Genomic DNA, 20,994 nt, shown 5'->3' on the forward strand with positions numbered 1-20,994 from the left:
AAACTGAACAAAGTTTCGACAAAGTAAAATGTGTAGGGTCTTCAAATGAAAATTTTGAAGCAAACATTTGCGAAGTCAATTCGTTTTAAACAATGAAACAACAAATGAGCTTGTAAAAACTCAAGTATAATATGAGAGTTTGATCTTGGCTCAGGATGAACGCTGGCGGCGTGCCTAATACATGCAAGTCGGACGCACTTTCGTTGAATGATTTAGAGATGCTTGCATCGAAGATGATTTTAACTATAAAGTGAGTGGCGAACGGGTGAGTAACACGTGGGTAACCTGCCCAGAAGTGGGGGATAACACCTGGAAACAGATGCTAATACCGCATAATAAAGAAAACCGCATGGTTTTCTTTTAAAAGATGGCTTCGGCTATCACTTCTGGATGGACCCGCGGCGTATTAGCTAGTTGGTGAGATAAAGGCCCACCAAGGCTGTGATACGTAGCCGACCTGAGAGGGTAATCGGCCACATTGGGACTGAGACACGGCCCAGACTCCTACGGGAGGCAGCAGTAGGGAATCTTCCACAATGGACGAAAGTCTGATGGAGCAACGCCGCGTGAGTGATGAAGGCTTTAGGGTCGTAAAACTCTGTTGTTGGAGAAGAACGTGTGTGAGAGTAACTGCTCATGCAGTGACGGTATCCAACCAGAAAGCCACGGCTAACTACGTGCCAGCAGCCGCGGTAATACGTAGGTGGCAAGCGTTATCCGGATTTATTGGGCGTAAAGCGAGCGCAGGCGGTTTCTTAAGTCTAATGTGAAAGCCTTCGGCTTAACCGAAGAAGTGCATTGGAAACTGGGAAACTTGAGTGCAGAAGAGGACAGTGGAACTCCATGTGTAGCGGTGAAATGCGTAGATATATGGAAGAACACCAGTGGCGAAGGCGGCTGTCTGGTCTGTAACTGACGCTGAGGCTCGAAAGCATGGGTAGCGAACAGGATTAGATACCCTGGTAGTCCATGCCGTAAACGATGAATGCTAAGTGTTGGAGGGTTTCCGCCCTTCAGTGCTGCAGCTAACGCATTAAGCATTCCGCCTGGGGAGTACGACCGCAAGGTTGAAACTCAAAAGAATTGACGGGGGCCCGCACAAGCGGTGGAGCATGTGGTTTAATTCGAAGCTACGCGAAGAACCTTACCAGGTCTTGACATCTTCTGCTAACCTAAGAGATTAGGCGTTCCCTTCGGGGACAGAATGACAGGTGGTGCATGGTTGTCGTCAGCTCGTGTCGTGAGATGTTGGGTTAAGTCCCGCAACGAGCGCAACCCCTATTATTAGTTGCCAGCATTAAGTTGGGCACTCTAGTGAGACTGCCGGTGATAAACCGGAGGAAGGTGGGGACGACGTCAAATCATCATGCCCCTTATGACCTGGGCTACACACGTGCTACAATGGACGGTACAACGAGTTGCGAGACCGCGAGGTTAAGCTAATCTCTTAAAACCGTTCTCAGTTCGGACTGCAGGCTGCAACTCGCCTGCACGAAGTTGGAATCGCTAGTAATCGCGGATCAGCATGCCGCGGTGAATACGTTCCCGGGCCTTGTACACACCGCCCGTCACACCATGAGAGTTTGTAACACCCAAAGCCGGTGGAGTAACCTTCGGGAGCTAGCCGTCTAAGGTGGGACAGATGATTGGGGTGAAGTCGTAACAAGGTAGCCGTAGGAGAACCTGCGGCTGGATCACCTCCTTTCTAAGGATATTTAGAAACGGAAACCTACACATATGTCGAAACTTTGTTTAGTTTTGAGAGGTCTACTCTCAAATGTATACCGCGCGAAACGGGCCTATAGCTCAGCTGGTTTAGAGCGCACGCCTGATAAGCGTGAGGTCGATGGTTCAAGTCCATTTAGGCCCATTGATACATTTTTGGGGAATTAGCTCAGCTGGGAGAGCGCCTGCCTTGCACGCAGGAGGTCAGCGGTTCGATCCCGCTATTCTCCATTGACGGCTTAGCCGTCAAATTTGTTCTTTGAAAACTAAATAATATCGAAAAATTTTCTAATTTTAATTATCAGATAATTAAACCGAGAACATTGCGTTTTATAGAGTTTTACAACAAGATTAGTTCTTAAAATAATCGCTAAACTCAAAACCACTTTATCTTCGATAAAGTTAGGTTAAGTTATAAAGGGCGCATGGTGAATGCCTTGGCACTAGGAGCCGATGAAGGACGGGACTAACACCGATATGCTTCGGGGAGCTGTAAGTAAGCTTTGATCCGGAGATTTCCGAATGGGGAAACCCAACAACATTAATCCGTTGTTACCACTACGTGAATTCATAGCGTGGCTGGAGGTAGACGTGGGGAACTGAAACATCTCAGTACCCACAGGAAGAGAAAGAAAAATCGATTCCCTGAGTAGCGGCGAGCGAAAGGGGAACAGCCCAAACCAGGAAGCTTGCTTCCTGGGGTTGTAGGACTGAACATTTGAGTTACCAAAGATTTTCATAGCCGAACAGTCTGGGAAGACTGGCCAGAGCGGGTGATAGCCCCGTAGGCAAAATGAAGATCCCTCAGTTCAGGATCCTGAGTACGGCGGAACACGTGTAACTCCGTCGGAATCCGGGAGGACCATCTCCCAAGGCTAAATACTCCCTAGTGACCGATAGTGAACCAGTACCGTGAGGGAAAGGTGAAAAGCACCCCGGAAGGGGAGTGAAACAGTTCTTGAAACCATGTGCCTACAAGAAGTCAGAGCCCGTTAATGGGTGATGGCGTGCCTTTTGTAGAATGAACCGGCGAGTTACGTTTGCATGCCAGGTTAAGTTGAAGAAACGGAGCCGTAGCGAAAGCGAGTCTGAATAGGGCGACTGAGTATGCAGATGTAGACCCGAAACCAAGTGACCTACCCATGTCCAGGTTGAAGGTGCGGTAAAACGCACTGGAGGACCGAACTCGTGTACGTTGAAAAGTGCTGAGATGAGGTGTGGGTAGCGGTGAAATTCCAAACGAACTTGGAGATAGCTGGTTCTCTCCGAAATAGCTTTAGGGCTAGCCTCGGACTTAGGATCATGGAGGTAGAGCCACTGTTTGGACTAGGGGCCCATCTAGGGTTACTGAATTCAGATAAACTCCGAATGCCATTGATTTATGTCCGGGAGTCAGACGGTGAGTGATAAGATCCATCGTCGAAAGGGGAACAGCCCAGACCACCAGTTAAGGTCCCTAAATATATGTTAAGTGGAAAAGGATGTGGAGTTGCATAGACAACTAGGATGTTGGCTCAGAAGCAGCCATCATTTAAAGAGTGCGTAATAGCTCACTAGTCGAGTGATTCTGCGCCGAAAATGTACCGGGGCTTAAACATATTACCGAGACTGTGGATGCCACCGTAAGGTGGCGTGATAGGAGAGCGTTCTAAGTGCGATGAAGGCAGACCGTGAGGACTGTTGGAGCGCTTAGAAGTGAGAATGCCGGTATGAGTAGCGAAAGACAGGTGAGAATCCTGTCCACCGAATGACTAAGGTTTCCTGGGGAAGGCTCGTCCTCCCAGGGTTAGTCGGGACCTAAGTCGAGGCCGAGAGGCGTAGACGATGGATAACAGGTTGAGATTCCTGTACTAGTTAAACTTGTTTGAACAATGGAGGGACGCAGTAGGCTAAGGAAAGCACACAGTTGGATAAGTGTGCCCAAGCAACAAGTCTTAGATAGAGTCAAATGCTTTATCTTTTAAGGACAAGTTGTGATGGGGAGCGAAATTTAAGTAGCGAAGTTCCTGATGTCACACTGCCGAGAAAAGCTTCTAGTTAGAGTTTAACTACCCGTACCGCAAACCGACACAGGTAGTCGAGGAGAGTATCCTAAGGTGTGCGAGAGAACTCTCGTTAAGGAACTCGGCAAAATGACCCCGTAACTTCGGAAGAAGGGGTGCTGATCGCAAGATCAGCCGCAGTGAATAGGCCCAGGCGACTGTTTATCAAAAACACAGGTTTCTGCAAAATCGTAAGATGACGTATAGGGGCTGACACCTGCCCGGTGCTGGAAGGTTAAGTGAATGAGTTAGCTTCGGCGAAGCTTTGAAATGAAGCCCCAGTAAACGGCGGCCGTAACTATAACGGTCCTAAGGTAGCGAAATTCCTTGTCGGGTAAGTTCCGACCCGCACGAAAGGTGTAACGATCTGGGCACTGTCTCAACGAGAGACTCGGTGAAATTATAATACCCGTGAAGATGCGGGTTACCCGCGACAGGACGGAAAGACCCCATGGAGCTTTACTGTAGCTTGATATTGAGTGTTTGTACAACTTGTACAGGATAGGTAGGAGCCGTAGATATCGGAACGCTAGTTTCGGTGGAGGCGTTGGTGGGATACTACCCTCGTTGTGTGAACCCTCTAACCCGCGCCACTAAGCGTGGCGGGAGACAGTGTCAGGTGGGCAGTTTGACTGGGGCGGTCGCCTCCTAAAGAGTAACGGAGGCGCCCAAAGGTTCCCTCAGAATGGTTGGAAATCATTCGCAGAGTGTAAAGGCACAAGGGAGCTTGACTGCGAGACAGACAGGTCGAGCAGGGACGAAAGTCGGGCTTAGTGATCCGGTGGTACCGTATGGAAGGGCCATCGCTCAACGGATAAAAGCTACCCTGGGGATAACAGGCTTATCTCCCCCAAGAGTTCACATCGACGGGGAGGTTTGGCACCTCGATGTCGGCTCATCGCATCCTGGGGCTGTAGTCGGTCCCAAGGGTTGGGCTGTTCGCCCATTAAAGCGGTACGCGAGCTGGGTTCAGAACGTCGTGAGACAGTTCGGTCCCTATCCGTCGCGGGCGTAGGAAATTTGAGAGGATCTGTCCTTAGTACGAGAGGACCGGGATGGACATACCGCTGGTGTACCAGTTGTTCCGCCAGGAGCATCGCTGGGTAGCTACGTATGGATGAGATAAACGCTGAAAGCATCTAAGTGTGAAACTCGCCTCGAGATGAGATTTCCCATTCCATTTATGGAAGTAAGACCCCTGAGAGATGATCAGGTAGATAGGTTGGGAGTGGAAGTGTAGTGATACATGGAGCGGACCAATACTAATCGGTCGAGGACTTAACCACAAAGTGATGTTCTCAAAGAGAAGATTTCGATATTATTTAGTTTTGAGAGAATAAATTTCTTTCACACGAGCCGCGGAAGTGGATCGGAGAAGTGTGGTGACGATAGTGAGAAGGATACACCTGTTCCCATGCCGAACACAGAAGTTAAGCTTCTTAACGCCGAGAGTAGTTGGGGGATCGCTCCCTGCGAGGGTAGGACGTTGCCATGCGAATATTCCGGCATAGCTCAGTTGGTAGAGCCCCTGACTGTTAATCAGGTTGTCGACGGTTCGAGTCCGCCTGCCGGAGTAGTGATAGATGTTAACCTTCTGAATTGAAAGTTAGCATCTTTTTCTATAATGCCGGCTTAGCTCAGTTGGTAGAGCATCGGTATCGTAAACCGAGGGTCGGGTGTTCAAGTCGCCTAGCCGGCATTGTAAGACACCTCAAAAGGTGTCTTTTGTTGTTTTTAGGAGAATTTGGGAAGCAATACTGCTAGAAACAATCAGTTTTAATTACCAAGAGATGTTTGGAGGAAGAAATAAATTGAATAACAAAAGCGACGTAAGCAATGATAAGTCCTTCTTTGGACAACCAAGAGGGCTATCAACATTGTTCTTTACGGAAATGTGGGAGCGTTTCAGTTACTATGGAATGCGTGCCATTCTACTTTTCTATATGTATTACGCAATATCCAAGGGTGGTTTAGGTTTTAGTCAGGTAACAGCTGCTTCGGTTATGTCCATTTATGGTTCATTAGTTTACCTTACAAGTGTGATCGGTGGATTTGTGAGTGACCGAATTCTTGGACCAAGAAGAACCGTATTTTTAGGCGGAATCTTCATTATGTTTGGACACATTGCTCTTGCGTTACCATTTGGGGCTCCCGGGTTATTTATTTCAATTGGTTTAATTGTAATTGGGACTGGGTTGCTAAAACCTAATGTTTCTGAAATGGTTGGTGGCCTGTATACAGAGGATGATATTCGTCGTGATTCTGGATTTAGTATTTTTGTTTTCGGAATTAATTTAGGAGCCTTGATTGCACCATTATTAGTTGGTTGGGTTGGTGCACAAGTTAACTTTCATGCAGGCTTTTCTCTTGCAGCCATCGGAATGTTTTTTGGGTTACTACAGTATTACTTGGGTGGTAAAAAATACTTAAGTAAAGATAGTTTGTACCCATCAGATCCGATTGAACCTAAAGATGCCCGCAAGATTGAGCGGTCTGTTGCAATTGGTGTAGTGATTTTTGCATTAGTTCTGGTTGCAATGAAACTTGCTAACATTATGAACATTGATAATGTAGTCTTATTGCTGAGTGTAATTGCTGTTGCAACCCCGATTGTCTATTTTGTTTTAATGTTTTCTAGTAATAAAGTTACTAAAATCGAACGTTCAAGACTTTTGGCTTATATTCCCTTATTCATTGCGGCTGTCATTTTTTGGGCTATTGAAGAACAAGGGTCAGTTGTTCTTGCCTTATTTGCGGCTCAAAGAACTCAGTTACATTTGGGCTTCATAACGTTATCCGCTTCGCAATTTCAATCTTTAAATCCGCTATTCATTATGCTTTACACACCATTCTTTGCATGGATGTGGATTAAAATGGGTAATAAACAACCTTCATCACCACGAAAGTTTGCTTATGGACTTGGTTTTGCAGGACTATCATATTTATTCATTGCCCTTCCAGGAATGTTATTTGGAACGGCTGGAAAAATTAATCCACTTTGGTTGGTTGGTAGTTGGGCAATTGTAGAAATTGGGGAAATGTTGATTTCACCAATTGGATTGTCAGTAACGACTAAACTCGCGCCAAGAGCATTTAGTTCTCAGATGATGAGTATGTGGTTTTTAGCTGATGCTGCAGGACAGGCCATTAATTCGCAGATTGTGCGTTTTTACACCAGTGCCACAGAAGTTCCTTACTTCTTAATTGTTGGGGCTGTGAGCATCGTTGTAGGCTTTTTGTTGCTACTTATGTCGCGATGGATCTCTTCAAAGATGGTTGGAATTAATTAAATTTTAAAAAAGCTAGATCAGTTTCTGTTTTACAGGACTGGTCTTTTTTATTTGGCAAGGTCTTTTAGGGGATTTTAGTTAAAATTAAGCGTAAAATTAAATATTAATCAGTTTTTGAAAAGCACAGGTGAAATTATGAAAATTGCAGTTACTAGTGACAACCATTTTGATGTGAATCGGCTTGATGTGAGTGAAACAATCAAAGCACAGGCTGACTATTTGGCCAATGAAAATGTTGAAATTTACTTGATTGCTGGAGATTTGTTTAATGATTTTGGCAAAAGCCTAGCCTACGTGCGACGTTTGCAGGCGGAATTGGGATCACAGACTTTAGTAAAATTTATTGCTGGCAATCACGATATGGTTCAAGGAGTTACTTTTGCTGAACTTGAAAGTACAATAGATGTTAGCTATATGCATAATCAATTTTTAGATATTCCTGGCACAAATTGGCGTCTGATCGGGAATAATGGCTGGTATGATTATGGATTTGCTGATAATCTTCCAGATAAAACCATCGCCAATTTTGAAACTTGGAAACGAGCGTACTGGATAGATGGTGCTATTCAGCAAACAATGACCGATGGTGAACGAATGGACTTGGTTTTGGATGAGAGTACCAAACAGCTTAAAATGGCTGAGAAGGCTCATAAACGGGTTTTATACTATACACATTTTGTTCCGCGGCGTGACTATATTCGGTATGCCCCAGAGGGAAATATTTGGAACATGGCTAATGCGTATATGGGTAGCGCACGATTAGGGAAGTTATTGGAAAAATTCAAGACTGAAATTGTGGTATTTGGGCATATGCATATTCATCCTAAGCCAAAGAAATTTTCGGAAACGGTGTACTATGACCAAGCAGTGGGGTATCATAATAAGAGGATCAACGAATGGCAGCATAATACGTTTTTAGAAGAGTGGCAAGCACGATTAGCTTACTTTGAATTATGATTTTTGAAGATTTTTTAAACGAATTTGCTAAAAAGACTTGATATTTGTCTGGATTTTCGGTATTATATTTTAGTCGGATGCGTTTCAAACGTTGAAGCAATTCATAGGGAAGGGTAGCGAAGTCTGGCTAAACGCGGCGGACTGTAAATCCGCTCCTTCGGGTTCGGTGGTTCGAATCCACTCCCTTCCATTTTATGAATGGGCTATAGCCAAGCGGTAAGGCATCGGGTTTTGATCCCGAGATGCGATGGTTCGATCCCATCTAGCCCAATAAATTAATAAAAACTGCTATATGACATTAGATTAGTCATATAGCAGTTTTTTTATACAGAGATTTGTAGAAAGTGGTTTAATATATGTAAGCGGATAAATAGGATTAGGTGGTCTAAAATTGTGAATAGGTCACTTATATGAAAGGTAAAAATATGGCAAGTTGGATCTGGTATCATGGAGATTTTGAAATCTATCAAGCAATGAAACAAAACTTTGATCGTGAAGAGCGGGGGATGAATTGGCCCGCTTACTGGTATACTTCGGGTTGGAATCATAACGTTTATTTTTGGAAAGAATTCCAGTTTGATCACGCACAAACGTTTTCAACTATCATTCAAGGTAAGGGATATGGCAAGCTGATTAATCTGGAGGATAGTCAGGAAACGAAGTTTATTTTGGGCAGTCAAATGACATGTCCGGCTGGTCATTTTCGGATCGAAATTTACGTTGGAAATCTTTCAGGGTTGCCATGCGCATTTATTGAAGGTAAGGAAATTTATAGTGATCATAGTTGGAAGGCTTCTAATTTTCTGGGTGACGATGTAATTGCCGGAACAAGTCAGTTTTTCACGAATAGCAAACAGAATCCAATGCATTTTGAATATTCACATAAAATCCAGAATGCCAAAAGGATTGAAATTGTTAATGGCGGGACTTTATTAGATTTTGGGCATGACCTAACTGCTAAAACTATGATTCAATTTTTTGAACAATTTCAAACGATGGTATTGTGTTATGGGGAAAGTCGCACTGAAGCTTTGGATGTTGCAGATGCTTACTTAAAACATGAAATTAGGATGCACGACGATCCAGATGGTTCCTATGATGAAAGCACCAAAACATTTACGACTAAATTACGTGCCTTTCGTTACATCTACGTTCCTGATATTTCCAGTTTGGATGATATTGGGACAATATTTGTGAATTTTGAATTTGTTAAATTTCCGAAAATTGGGGCTTTTGAGTCACATGATTCTAAACTAAATCAGATTTGGCGAGTCTCGGACCGTACCTTGCGTCTGTGTTCCGGAATCTTTTTTATTGATGGAATTAAACGCGATCGTTGGGTCTGGGCCGGTGATGCTTTTCAGTGTTTTTACATGAATCGGTATGACTTTTTTGATAAAGAAATTGTCGAACGGACAGTGCTAGGTTTACGCGGGGAGCTCGATATCAAGCAACACTTGGATACCATTGTGGATTATTCCATGTACTGGTTAATTAGTATTGAGTTATATTATGAAACATTTGCAGATAAAACATTTGTGGAGGCTGTTTATCCAAAAATGAAACAATTAATTGATTTTTCACTTGAAGCAACGGATAAACTAGGATTTATTCATGAACGTAAAGGCGATTGGATTTATATTGATTGGGCTGATTTTGATCATGAAGGGGCTCTATGTGCAGAACAAATGGTCTTGGCGCGAGCTTTAAAAAGTGTGATTAAAATTTCTAAGCTGTTAAATCAAGACGCTCAAGAATATGAAGCTACTTATCAACGACTACGAGTAAATATTGATAAATATTTTTGGGATGAAGGAAAGCAAGCCTATATTGATAGTTATGAGTCAGGAAAACGACACGTCACCAGACACGCGAATATCTTTGCCATTTTGTTTGATTATGTGGATGAAAAAAGAACACAAACAATTGTAAAGAAGGTATTACGAAATCCCTTAATTGCGACCATCAATACGCCTTATTTTAAATTTTGGGAACTAGAGGCGTTAGCCAAAGTCGGGAGTTACCAAGATGTGTTGGATACAATTAAAGCCTATTGGGGTGGTATGTTAGACAACGGAGCAACCACGTTTTGGGAATACTTTGATCCAAAAGAAAAAGGAGCAGCTCGATATGCGATGTACGGGGATAAATATGGAAAAAGTTTATGCCATGCATGGGGCGCAAGCCCAATTTACTTAATTGGTCGGTATTTGGTGGGTTTAAGACCCACTCAGGCAGGCTACAAAACGTTTGAAATTGAGCCCCAACTCTCTCTGTTAGGTGATTTTAACGCGAAGTTTCCCCTTAGTGAAAAAGGAGATTATGTATCTCTTGAATCTAAAAATAAATATTTACTGATTCAAGCAACTAAAAAGGGTGGAACCCTGCTTGTTCAAGATAAGCAAATTACCATTCCTACTGATCATCAACTTAAACTGAGTTTTAACGATCTTTATTAGAAAAAGACTACGGATCGCATCGTGAAACATACACGTTTGCTATCCGTAGTCTTTTTTGAGATTAAACTAATTTTTTAGTCAACACTGGTTTCAACGCGAGGGCTTTTGCAGCTTCCTCGCTATCGTCAAAGTGGTGCTTGGTGTTACCAATAATTTGATAATCTTCGTGGCCTTTTCCAGCAATTAAAATAACATCGCCAGGTTTAGCATCCTTAACAGCCTCTTGAATGGCTTCACGACGATCTACATACACTGGGACATTGGCATCAGGAACCCCGGCAATCATATCCTTAAGAATGGCTTCTGGGTCCCCTGTTCGGGGATTATCAGAAGTAAAAATTGGTTTGGTACTATCCTGAACCGCAATTTTTGCCATCTGTTCGCGTTTGCCATGATCCCGATCACCGCCGCAACCGATGATGCAATAAACATCTTTTTCGGCAAACGTATGAATAGTTTTCAGCGCGTTTAAAAGACTGTCTGGGGTATGCGAGTAGTCTACAATTACTCGCACACCCGTATCTGAGGGGATGGATTGAAAACGACCTTTGACACCAGTAACTTTTTCTAGAGACTGGATAATCTGATCCTTAGGCAAACCACTAGCATAAGCAGCCGCAAATGCAGCCAACATATTATAAACGTTAAACTGTCCAATTAATTTCATTGTGACATGCGTAATTTCACCAAAAACTACTAGGTCAAATTCCGTACCATGACTGAAAATCTGCACATTTTGAGCGTGAATCATCGCGTCAGAATTTAATCCATAGGTTAACACGTGAGCCGCCGTATACTGTTCAAACTCCTGACCTACAGGATCATCTGTGTTCAAAACAGCCACTTTGCTTGTACCATCAGCAGTATACTTATTTCCCAACTGGGAAAATAAGAGACTTTTGGCGTGAATGTAATTTTCCATAGTTTTGTGAAAATCCAGATGATCACGAGTAAGATTTGTAAACACAGCGATATCAAAATCAATTCCCCAAACGCGCCCAAGATCTAATGCAATAGAGGAAACTTCCATTGCGACCGTTTCAACATTTGCTTGGTGCATCTTGGCTAAGGTACGTTGTGTGGTAATTGCATCCGGAGTTGTATTATTGGTTGGAAGAACTTCATCCTTAATTTTACGATACATTGTCCCAATAAGTCCGGTTGCTTGATGCTGGTCGCGATAAATTTGTTCGATCAAGTGGGTAACGGTTGTTTTGCCGTTTGTACCGGTCACGCCAATCATACGCATTGACTGACTAGGAGCTTGATAAAAGACATCCGCTAGAATTGCCATGGCCCGTTCGGTATTTTGAACGTAAATAACAGGAACAGAAACGTCGATCCGTTTTTGGGCAACAATGATTGCAGCACCTTTTTCAACAGCTTGAGGAGCTAGTTTGTGGCCGTCCACATGATAGCCATCCACGGCGATAAACATTGCGCCGGGTTGCACTTCACGGGTATCTTGTGTCAGCATAGTGACGTCGAAATCACTGGTAATTGCTGGCTTAACCTGTTTGAACTTTAAACTGTTAATTAATTTGGTAACTTTCATTGAGTAAACCCTCCTCGGATTTTTGTTTTAAACTTTTGCCTGTTGATAAGCGCCTAAAAATTCATCGTGGAGAACGTTTAAGGCCGTTTTTAGATCTGTTTGTTTGACTAGTATCCAAATGGTCGTGTAGCTATCGGTAGATTGCAAAATATGAATATGGTTGGCGGCCAGAGTCGTTACAATCCGAGCGGTAATTCCTGGTGTCCCAGATATTCCAGCCCCAACCACCGCAACTTTTGCACAATCTGAAACGACCTGATAGGTAATCTCTGACTTTTTAAAGACATTTTCTGCAAGCGGGGCATCACCGTTGACTAAGTTGAACACAACTTGATGATTGGAAATATTGATAAAATCGATACTTAATTGGTGGGTCGCAAGCAGTTGAAAAATTTCGGCAGATGAAACTTTGTCAGTTGAAACGGAAAATTGCGTGAGATCGGTTTGATGGGCAATCCCAGTCACAGAACGGTAGTGTTTTACAGATGCAGCGTGGTTAGTCACTAAAGTTCCTAATTCAGTCGGCTGCTGATAAGTAGCACGAATCCGCATGGTTAAGTTAGCTTGTTTTGCAATTTCAACAGCCCGGGGATGAATCACACGCGCACCGTTCACTGCCATGTTGGCAAGCTCTTCGTAGCTGATGGTTTTAAGACAGCGAGCATGGGTGACCAAGCGCGGGTCAGCCGTCATAATCCTGTCAACATCTGTAAAAATATCAACCCGAGTGGCATTTAAGGCAGCACCTAAAATTGCAGCAGATACATCAGAGCCCCCGCGACCAATCGTTGTGATGCGGCCGTCCTTTGTCGCACCCTGAAAACCAGTAACGACCACAACATCCGCGGTTTGAAACGCGCTTTGAATAGGTTGGGGATCAACTTTTAAAATCTTGGCATTCTGAAATTCATCATTTGTGATAATTCCAGCATCATGGCCAGTCAGCGTCATCGCTTTTAGCCCTTGTTCTAAGGCGAGTTCGGTAAAGACAGTCGCAGAAATAGTTTCACCAACGGACATTAACATGTCGAGTTCCCGATTTGTAAGGTTAGTTTGTTCAGCATGAACCAAGTTTAAAAGCGCATCAGTGGCATAAGGAGTCTCGTGACTTCTAAACGCAGAGACAACCACAATAACTTTATTGCCTTGTTGGACAGCTGATTTCACATGTTTTAACGCTTTGAGTCTGGCTGACTCGTCTTTAACAGAGGACCCACCAAATTTTTGTACGATTATATCCATTTTTACTTTAACAACTCCTTAGGTTGTTCAAATACGGGGGCTTCCACATAAAGGCGGTACCATGTCATGAAGGTTAAAACAGCCCATAATTTCCGTGAATTATCGCGAACGCCATTACGATGGTCTTCTAATAATTTCAAGAAATAATCTTTATTAAGGTATTGACCAGTTTGTGATTCATTGATAATTGAACGTGCCCAGTCGTACATTTCGTCTTTTAACCAAAAGCGAATAGGAACTGGAAAGCCGAGTTTTTTACGGTTTAAAACGTGATCAGGAACGATTCCTTCGGCCGCTTTTCGTAAAATGTACTTGGTCGTGCCGTGGGCAATTCGTAAATCAGCAGGGATGGTTGAAGCGACTTTGTAAACCTCACGATCAACGAAAGGTGTCCGCAATTCCAAGCTGTGAGCCATCGTGGTCCGATCGGCATTATGCAACAAATCCCCATTTAGCCACGTGTGCATATCAATGAACTGCATTTGGGTGATGGGATCATATGCTTTAGATTCTTCATAGAAAGGTTTCGTAATTGTCTGAAATGGGTGCTTGTTGTCATAATTTTTAAAGAAAGCATGTTTTTCCGTTTCATTAAAAATAAATGCATTGCCCACGTACCGATCTTCCAGTGGGGTGGTTCCCCGCATCAGAAATGAGCGCCCTTTAACACCTTCAGGAATTAATCTTGCCAAATGGTTGAGGGCGGAATTGATGGGGCGTGTATATTTGAATGCCCGCAGAGATTCTGGCTCGTGATAAATAGTATAGCCACCAAATAACTCATCAGCGCCTTCACCAGTTAGAGCAACTTTAACGTGTTTAACGGCTTCTTTAGCCAAGAAATATTGAGGGACAGCGGCCGGATCAGCCAACGGGTCATCCATACTAAAGACAAAGTTAGGAAAGATCTTCATAAATTCTTCCGGCGTAATGATCATGCTGTAATTTTTTACATCCAATTTTTCGGCTGTTTCTTGGGCAACATCTAATTCACTGTAACCTTCTCGTTCAAAGCCTACTGAGATGGTTTCCAAGTGGGGATTGAAATTTTTGGCGATGGCCACAATAATTGAAGAATCGATTCCACCGGATAAAAAGGAGCCGACTGGCACATCAGAACGCATATGCATTTTGACGGAATCGATCAGCACATCACGGACACTTTTGATATAATCCGCTTCCGGCTTAATTACAGGATGAAACTCGCGGTGGAAATAGCGGTTAATAACAGGTGCTTCGCCTAATTTTTTAGTTAGCGTACAGCCTGGAGCTAACATCTGAATTTCATGAGTAAGCGTTTCTGGCTCGGGAACAAATTGGAAAGTCATGTAATCTTGTAGCGCATCCTCATCAAATGTTTTTGATTTCAAAATTTTGTAAATGGCTTTACTTTCGGACGCGTAGAAAAAGTTATCATCTTGAATAGCGTAGTAGAAAGGTTTAATGCCAAATTGATCTCGGGCTGCAAAAAGGGTTTGTTCCTTTTTATCCCAGATGACAAAGGCAAACATGCCTCGTAAATATTTAGTTGCATCAGAATGGTATTTTGCGTATAAAGCTAAGATAACTTCTGAATCTGATTTTGTTTTAAATGTGTAACCCTCTTTAATGAGGTTTTCACGTAATTCGATAAAATTATAAATTTCACCATTAAAAGTTAACCAGTAACGTTCGTCATCGTAAGAAAGTGGCTGATGACCACCATCCAAATCGATAATACTTAAGCGACGAAAGCCCATGGTAATGTGATCATCTGAAAAATAACCACTGTCATCCGGTCCACGATGTACCAACATCTTCGTCATGGTATGGACAGTTTGATCATAAGTAGCTTTTTTAGTTAGAGAACGGTCTGTTAAACAACCTGCGAATCCACACATAAAAGTTACCTCCCCTATTTTTAACCTAATTTTACGCCTTGTGATTGTTGGATGTCATCAAATATATATAATTTCCTAATTGTAAGTAAAGATTTTTCTATAGGAGCTATGTTAAAACTATAAAGGAAACAGATTAAATCAAGTTTAAAATCTGCCAAAAGTTGTGCGAAGCTAAGTATGGAAGGGTACATATACAAAAAACATGATAAAATACAGATATAGAAAACGAAAGTGAGCGTGTCAAAATGAAAGTTGGATTTATAGGTGTTGGTAACATGGCAAAGGCAATTATTACAGGGATGGTTAAAGCCGGTTTTTCTGGTGAAGACATTCTTGTGCATAGTGGACATCTTGAACACTACGAAGCATTTGCGAAACAAAATCAATTAGTGATCGAAGCTAGTAATGAAGCCGTCGCTAAAAAAGCGGATGTTGTGGTGTTGGCAGTTAAACCAACCATTGCAGAAGCAGTTTTACGATCAATCAAAGCGGAATTACAAACTGATAAGAAGCTCTTGGCATCAGTGGTTTCTGGATTAAGCATTGCACAAATGCAGGCGATTATCGGAAATTGGCCGGTTTTACGGGTCATGCCTAATGTGAATGTTGAAATTGGTGAAGGGATGACGGGACTCGCTGCTAGCGGCAATCTCAATCTAAATCTGGCACCTATAAAAAATGGAAAATATATCTTTGAATTGGTCGGGAAAGTGATGGAGATTTCGGAAGCCGATTTCAGCACATTTGGTGCAATTGCCGGAAGTGCGCCGGCATACGCCTATTTCTTTATTGATGCTTTATCGCGAGCAGGCGTTAAATACGGGCTAACTAAACAGGCAGCTACTGAAATTGCCGCTCAGGTGGTTAACGGCAGTGCCAAAATGGTGTTGGCGGCCGATGAAAATCCAGCCGCATTAATTGATAAAGTATCTTCGCCTGGTGGAACCACAGTGGCGGGTTTCTTAGCAATGGAAGAAGCTGGGTTTATGACCTCCGTTGTGAAGGGGATTGATGCCACGATTGCTAAAGAAACCGAAGAATAAGTTTTTAAACAAAAACACCTCTATGCAAAATGCGTAGAGGTGTTTTAATTATGCTTAATTTAATTTTGATGCGGCAATTTTTTTACCGAATTCAGTTTGATCAAAATGGTCAATAGTTTGTTTGAGATCTTGATAGGTTAAACTAGCCCCAAACAAGGGACTGCCGGGCTCGGTCATAATACCATCAGCAAGGTTATAATGGACAACTTGATCAAAACCCATGGATTCAACAAATTGAGCAACTTTGTCAACCGCTTCGTGATTATTTCCGGTTACAAATAAAGCTTTGCGTTTAGAAGAATTTTTCGAAGCAGCTTCTTCTTGCAGATTATGATAGCCCATGTGATTAAAAGTTTTGACGATGGTTGCATGCTTAAAATAAGCCTGGACTTGTTCACTGGAAGTTGAATCAGCATCCAAAACTTCCTCACGAATCCCATCAGTTTCCCACCAGTAGTTTGTGGCATCGATAACTAATTTATCTTTAAGCAGATCAGCATCAATATTTTTATATCGGCTTAGGGGAATGGCCAAGATAATAATGTCGCTGTTAGCAACCACATCTTTATTTTCCGAAGCAATCGCACCAGGAACCAGTGTTTTAATTGTGAGCGCAATTTTTTCGACTGATCCGGAACCAGAAATTCGGACCTCATAACCGGCGTTTAAAGCAAGTCCGGCTAGAACAATCCCGACTTTACCGGCACCAATAATACCAACTCGTTTGATTGTCATGATTTTGCGGCCTCCTTTTCGAGCAAGATTTCTTTAACTCGCGGAATAACTTTAGTACCAAAGAGTTCAATCATTCGTTCTCGTTGGGCCACGGTCTGATTACCGGCACCATAAACCAAATCGAAGCGGCCTAAACCAAGTAAATCAATTGTCCTAGCGATTCGTTGTGCAACCACTTCAGGGGTGCCAACATAAAACGAACCATTTTTAGTTTCACCATCAAACTGTTCGCGACTCATTGGGGCCCATCCGCGGGTTAAACCAATCCGATCAAAATTAGCTTTGATGTTTTCAAAAGCGACTTCGACAGCTTCATCTTCGTCGTCAGCAATAAAGCCGTGAGAATGAACGGCAACTGGATATTCTGGCATATTGAGTTTTTTAGCTGCTTCGTGGTAAAGATCAATATAAGGTTTGAAGCGATCGGCTTGCCCACCGATAATGGCCAGAATAACTTTATAGCCGAAACGAGCTGCTCGGATAATTGACTCTGGGGAACCGCCAATTCCGATATAGGTTTCTAATTCGCCATGTTCAGTTTTTGGATAAACTTCCTGATCTTTTAAAGCAGGACGGAATTTACCAGACCAAGTCACGGCTTTTTCTGTTCGTAATTGTTTATAGAGTTCTAGTTTTTCATTGAAAAGATCATCGTAGTCGGTTAAATCATAACCAAATAAAGGAAACGACTCAGTAAATGAACCACGACCGAGCATAACCTGTGCGCGACCATTGGACAACCCATCTAATGTGGCAAAACGCTCATAAACGCGAACTGGATCATCGGAACTTAATACAGTAACGGCAGTGGCTAATTTAATATTTTTAGTAACTGATGCAATGGCTGCGAGTACTGTTTCAGGACTAGAGACACTGTAATCTGGGCGATGATGTTCACCAACACCGATTACGTTGATGCCGTACTGATCGGCAATTTCACCTTCGTGAATAATTTGTCGAATTGACTCTGCTGCTGACTTTAAACTACCATCTTCACTGGCAACGATATCGCCAAAAGTTTCAATACCGAATTCTAATTTATTTACGTCTACCATAAGTTGTCCACCTCTATTTATTTTTTTGCTTACTTTTTGTAAGTTGTTGCAATCATAGTATTATATCTGGGTCTAAAAAGCAATTGTTTTTAACTTTAAAACGAAAGAATATGATTGATAGCATTATTTGCTGGAAAATGGGTGAAGTTAAAGTTTCTACTTGCAGTTGTGGTCTATACCGATTATAATGAACTTAAATAAAGGCGAGGGAGATTTTTAACTAATGAGTACTGTATTGAAACATGCCACAATTTATACTGGTTTAGAAAAAATTGATGATGGATTCATTCGTTTTAACAAACAAATTGAAGCCGTTGGACCAATGAGCGAATTCCGACCATTGCCAGATGATGAAATCCATTTTGCTGCAGAAACGATTGTGACACCTGGATTTATCGATGTTCACAGTCATGGTGGCTATGGTTTCGATGCCATGGATGGTGACGCAGACCAAATTAATGAAATGGTTACTAAGATGACACGCACAGAAGGAATTACCACTTATTTCTGTACAACCATGACGCAATCTAATGAAAATATTGATCATGCGATGAAAGGGGTGACCAAGGCTGCTGCGGTTAATCCCGTTATCAAAGGTGTGCATTTGGAAGGCCCATTCATTTCAGCTACTTTCAAAGGCGCTCAACCAGAACAATACATTAAAGATCCTGATACTAAGTTATTAGAACAATGGAACAAGTCAGCAAATGGCTTAGTTAAATTAATCACTATGGCTCCTGAAGATAAGGGTGCTGATGAATTTGAATCTTACTGTTTAGCACATGGCATTGTGCCATCAGTTGGTCATAGTAATGCCAAACGAGCAGATTTATTAAATAGTAAAGTCAGTCACGGAACTCATTTATACAATGCCCAACGTGAGTGGAAACATCGTGAACCAGGTGTGACTGGTCATGTAATGTTAGAAGATAACATCTATGCAGAATTAATTTGTGATGGATTCCATATTGTTCCTGACATGTTGCGTTTAGCATACGAAGTTAAGGGACCAGAGCGAATTGAATTGGTTACAGATTCAATGCGGTCAAAAGGCATGCCAGAAGGCGAAAGTGAACTTGGCGGTCAAAAAGTTTATGTTAAAGACAAGCAGGCTCGTTTAGCTGATGGCACTTTAGCAGGATCTGTCCTTGAATTTACGGATGCTTTCAAGAACGCAATGAAATTCATGGGATGCAGTATTGAAGACGCCGTTCAAATGAGTTCTGTAAACCAAGCTAATGAATTTGGTTTGGACAGTAAGGGAACCCTTGAAGTTGGTAAGGATGCTGATTTAAACTTGTTTGACGATAACTTGAACAAATTAGCAACTTACAGTTATGGACGCGAATTTTCAAATTCAGATAAATAATTTTCGAACGGCTTAATTTGTTGGTATAATAGGATTATTAGCTCGTTTATAGGAGGTGGAGACGTGGGATCTCCCATTTATATTCAAATTCATAATGAAATAAAACGATCAATTGAGGCTGGAAAATGGGCCGTTGGCAATCGAATTCCAGCAGAGCGTGACCTATCTGATCAGTTTGGCGTGAGCCGGATGACCTTACGACAGGCCATTCAAACCTTGGTGGACGAAGGTATTTTAGAACGCCGTGTGGGTTCAGGGACATTTGTGGCTAATCAAAAGGTGCAAGAAAAAATGTCTGGTGTCACAAGTTTCACGGACTTAATGCTCGCCCAGGGGAAAAAGCCTTCTAGTAAGACAATTTCATACCATGCCAGCCAGCCTTCTATGAGCGAGAGCGAGAAGCTGGAATTAGGCGACGGTGAGTTAGTTTTGCGAATGGAACGAATTCGCTATGCTGATGGGTTACCAATTTGTTTTGAAACAGCGACAGTCCCAGAAAAGCTGGTTAAGGATTTCAGTAAAGCAGAAGTGACAAGCTCGCTTTATGGAACCTTGGAGAAAAAAGCTGGGTTAGTTCCGGGGAAAGCTACGCAAACGGTATCGGCAATGTTAGCTTCAGAAAAGATTTCTGAGTATCTCTCGGTCAAACGTGGGGATGCGATCTTACGGTTGCGTCAAGTTTCTTATTTACAAGATGGTAAACCGTTTGAGTACGTGCGTACCCAATATGTGGGCGAACGTTTCGAATTCTACTTAAATCGTTAATTAAAACAAAAAATCGTGGTCAGCTTAGCATTCCTGAATTAGGATGCCAAGTTGATCACGATTTTTTGTTATTTTTTAAGTTGATGAATTTTCCACATAAACTGGGGAATGATAAGCTGGCGTTTCAAACGGCGCGGATCTGTCACTAAACGGTAAAACCATTCTAAGTGATGAGTTTGCCACCATTTTGGAGCACGTTTGACGGCCCCCACGAAGACGTCAAAACTACCACCCACACCCATCCATAATCCCTTAGTTAGATGGCGATTGCGAGCAATAAATTTTTCTTGATTAGGAAATCCTGTGGCCACAAAAATAATGTCTGGTTGTTGCTTTTCGATTGTCGCAACGATTTCTGTTTCTGATTTAAAATAGCCATCATGCGCGCCAACGAGTTTCAATCCAGGGAAATCTTTCGTCAATTTTAATTTAAGTTGTTGAATAACCTGTGGCTTTGCTCCCAGAAAGTAAACCTTTTTTTGATTCTGACTTGCCCAATTCAAAAGGTCCATAAAAATGTCGTAGCCCGGAATCCGTTCTGAGAGGGGAGTCTTTAACGTATGAGAAGCCCTCACAATGCCGATACCATCTGGTGAGATATAATCAGCCGTTAAAATCAATTTTTGATAATTTGGTTCTTTTTGTGCGTACATCACAATTTCGGGATTCGCGGTAACTACGAACGTGTTTTCGTGGTGATTAATTCGCTTTTGTAACTGATTCACAAATTGATCACGGGTGGTGTTTGCGAATGGAATGCCTAGAATTTCGATGCTAGAAAATGGCTTATTCATAATAAAATTAATCCTTTCGGGTATTGAAAATGACGCACCTGTGAAAAAATGATAAAATAGGTGCAACCGTTGTTAATATAATT

12 protein-coding genes, 6 tRNA genes and 3 rRNA genes are annotated in these 20,994 nt (G+C 42.4%); 15 read left to right on the forward strand and 6 right to left on the reverse strand.

Annotated elements, in window-relative coordinates; translation table 11 throughout:
- Positions 1–127: 127 nt before the first annotated feature.
- From ACLHK8_RS08835 to ACLHK8_RS08890, 12 genes are all read left to right on the forward strand, one after another.
- Positions 128–1,705: ribosomal RNA gene (locus ACLHK8_RS08835) — 16S ribosomal RNA — on the forward strand.
- A 90-nt stretch (positions 1,706–1,795) separates the two neighbouring features.
- Positions 1,796–1,870: transfer RNA gene (locus tag ACLHK8_RS08840), tRNA-Ile, on the forward strand.
- Between the two features lie 13 nt (positions 1,871–1,883).
- Positions 1,884–1,956, forward strand: a tRNA-Ala gene (locus ACLHK8_RS08845).
- Positions 1,957–2,130: 174 nt separating this feature from the next.
- Positions 2,131–5,053 (forward strand): 23S ribosomal RNA (locus ACLHK8_RS08850).
- Positions 5,054–5,145: 92 nt separating this feature from the next.
- A 5S ribosomal RNA gene (gene rrf / locus ACLHK8_RS08855) occupies positions 5,146–5,262 on the forward strand.
- The 16S, 23S and 5S rRNA genes sit together here with 4 tRNA genes alongside, the layout of an rRNA operon.
- A 6-nt stretch (positions 5,263–5,268) precedes the next feature.
- A tRNA-Asn gene (locus ACLHK8_RS08860) sits at positions 5,269–5,341 on the forward strand.
- Between the two features lie 52 nt (positions 5,342–5,393).
- Positions 5,394–5,466 (forward strand) — tRNA-Thr (locus ACLHK8_RS08865).
- Positions 5,467–5,557: 91 nt separating this feature from the next.
- Positions 5,558–7,057: a peptide MFS transporter gene (locus tag ACLHK8_RS08870; RefSeq protein WP_063698397.1), complete on the forward strand. Its 1,500-nt coding sequence runs from the start codon at positions 5,558–5,560 to the stop codon at positions 7,055–7,057.
- 135 nt (positions 7,058–7,192) lie between these two features.
- The gene (locus ACLHK8_RS08875; RefSeq protein ID WP_063698395.1) at positions 7,193–8,014 is read left to right on the forward strand and encodes a metallophosphoesterase; all 822 of its coding nucleotides are present in this window, start codon (positions 7,193–7,195) and stop codon (positions 8,012–8,014) included.
- Between the two features lie 107 nt (positions 8,015–8,121).
- Positions 8,122–8,204, forward strand: a tRNA-Tyr gene (locus ACLHK8_RS08880).
- Between the two features lie 9 nt (positions 8,205–8,213).
- Positions 8,214–8,285, forward strand: a tRNA-Gln gene (locus ACLHK8_RS08885).
- A gap of 139 nt (positions 8,286–8,424) precedes the next feature.
- A complete protein-coding gene (locus ACLHK8_RS08890) occupies positions 8,425–10,473 on the forward strand; it encodes an amylo-alpha-1,6-glucosidase (protein ID WP_063698392.1) in 2,049 nt (682 codons plus the stop codon).
- 61 nt (positions 10,474–10,534) lie between these two features.
- On the opposite strand, the gene ACLHK8_RS08895 is transcribed toward ACLHK8_RS08890, so the two are convergent.
- From ACLHK8_RS08895 to asnB, 3 genes are read right to left on the reverse strand one after another with little or no spacing between them, the layout of a single operon-like run.
- Entirely contained in the window at positions 10,535–12,028 is a 1,494-nt protein-coding gene (locus tag ACLHK8_RS08895) for a UDP-N-acetylmuramoyl-L-alanyl-D-glutamate--2,6-diaminopimelate ligase (protein ID WP_063698390.1), read from the reverse strand.
- Between the two features lie 27 nt (positions 12,029–12,055).
- Positions 12,056–13,270 carry an aspartate kinase gene (dapG, locus tag ACLHK8_RS08900; RefSeq protein ID WP_063698388.1) on the reverse strand — a complete coding sequence of 405 codons (1,215 nt, stop codon included), beginning with the start codon at positions 13,268–13,270 and terminating at the stop codon, positions 12,056–12,058.
- Positions 13,271–13,272: 2 nt separating this feature from the next.
- Positions 13,273–15,150 (reverse strand): asparagine synthase (glutamine-hydrolyzing), encoded by a 1,878-nt coding sequence (gene asnB, locus ACLHK8_RS08905; protein WP_063698386.1) that lies wholly within the window; start codon positions 15,148–15,150, stop codon positions 13,273–13,275.
- Between the two features lie 245 nt (positions 15,151–15,395).
- Between asnB and proC the strand changes: the two genes are divergently transcribed.
- Positions 15,396–16,193 carry a pyrroline-5-carboxylate reductase gene (gene proC / locus ACLHK8_RS08910; RefSeq protein WP_057773564.1) on the forward strand — a complete coding sequence of 266 codons (798 nt, stop codon included), beginning with the start codon at positions 15,396–15,398 and terminating at the stop codon, positions 16,191–16,193.
- Between the two features lie 54 nt (positions 16,194–16,247).
- Here proC and ACLHK8_RS08915 read toward each other — a convergent pair whose 3' ends face one another.
- Together ACLHK8_RS08915 and ACLHK8_RS08920 are read right to left on the reverse strand one after the other, a co-directional pair.
- Complete coding sequence (locus ACLHK8_RS08915) at positions 16,248–16,931, reverse strand: NADPH-dependent F420 reductase (RefSeq protein ID WP_156486351.1); 684 nt, start codon at positions 16,929–16,931, stop codon at positions 16,248–16,250.
- Complete coding sequence (locus tag ACLHK8_RS08920; RefSeq protein WP_063698382.1) at positions 16,925–17,983, reverse strand: LLM class flavin-dependent oxidoreductase; 1,059 nt, start codon at positions 17,981–17,983, stop codon at positions 16,925–16,927. The genes ACLHK8_RS08915 and ACLHK8_RS08920 overlap by 7 nt, the downstream gene beginning before the upstream one ends.
- 223 nt (positions 17,984–18,206) lie before the next feature.
- Here ACLHK8_RS08920 and nagA point away from each other — a divergent pair, with 223 nt between their 5' ends.
- A complete protein-coding gene (gene nagA, locus ACLHK8_RS08925; protein WP_057773557.1) occupies positions 18,207–19,352 on the forward strand; it encodes an N-acetylglucosamine-6-phosphate deacetylase in 1,146 nt (381 codons plus the stop codon).
- A 63-nt stretch (positions 19,353–19,415) separates the two neighbouring features.
- Positions 19,416–20,117 carry a GntR family transcriptional regulator gene (locus tag ACLHK8_RS08930; RefSeq protein WP_063698380.1) on the forward strand — a complete coding sequence of 234 codons (702 nt, stop codon included), beginning with the start codon at positions 19,416–19,418 and terminating at the stop codon, positions 20,115–20,117.
- Positions 20,118–20,185: 68 nt separating this feature from the next.
- Here the strand turns inward: ACLHK8_RS08930 and ACLHK8_RS08935 are convergent, their stop codons facing one another.
- Positions 20,186–20,911: a WecB/TagA/CpsF family glycosyltransferase gene (locus tag ACLHK8_RS08935; RefSeq protein ID WP_057773554.1), complete on the reverse strand. Its 726-nt coding sequence runs from the start codon at positions 20,909–20,911 to the stop codon at positions 20,186–20,188.
- Positions 20,912–20,994: the final 83 nt, after the last annotated feature.

This window comes from Pediococcus sp. M21F004, assembly GCF_051122535.1.
In the GTDB taxonomy this organism is placed as follows: Bacteria; Bacillota; Bacilli; order Lactobacillales; family Lactobacillaceae; genus Pediococcus; species Pediococcus inopinatus.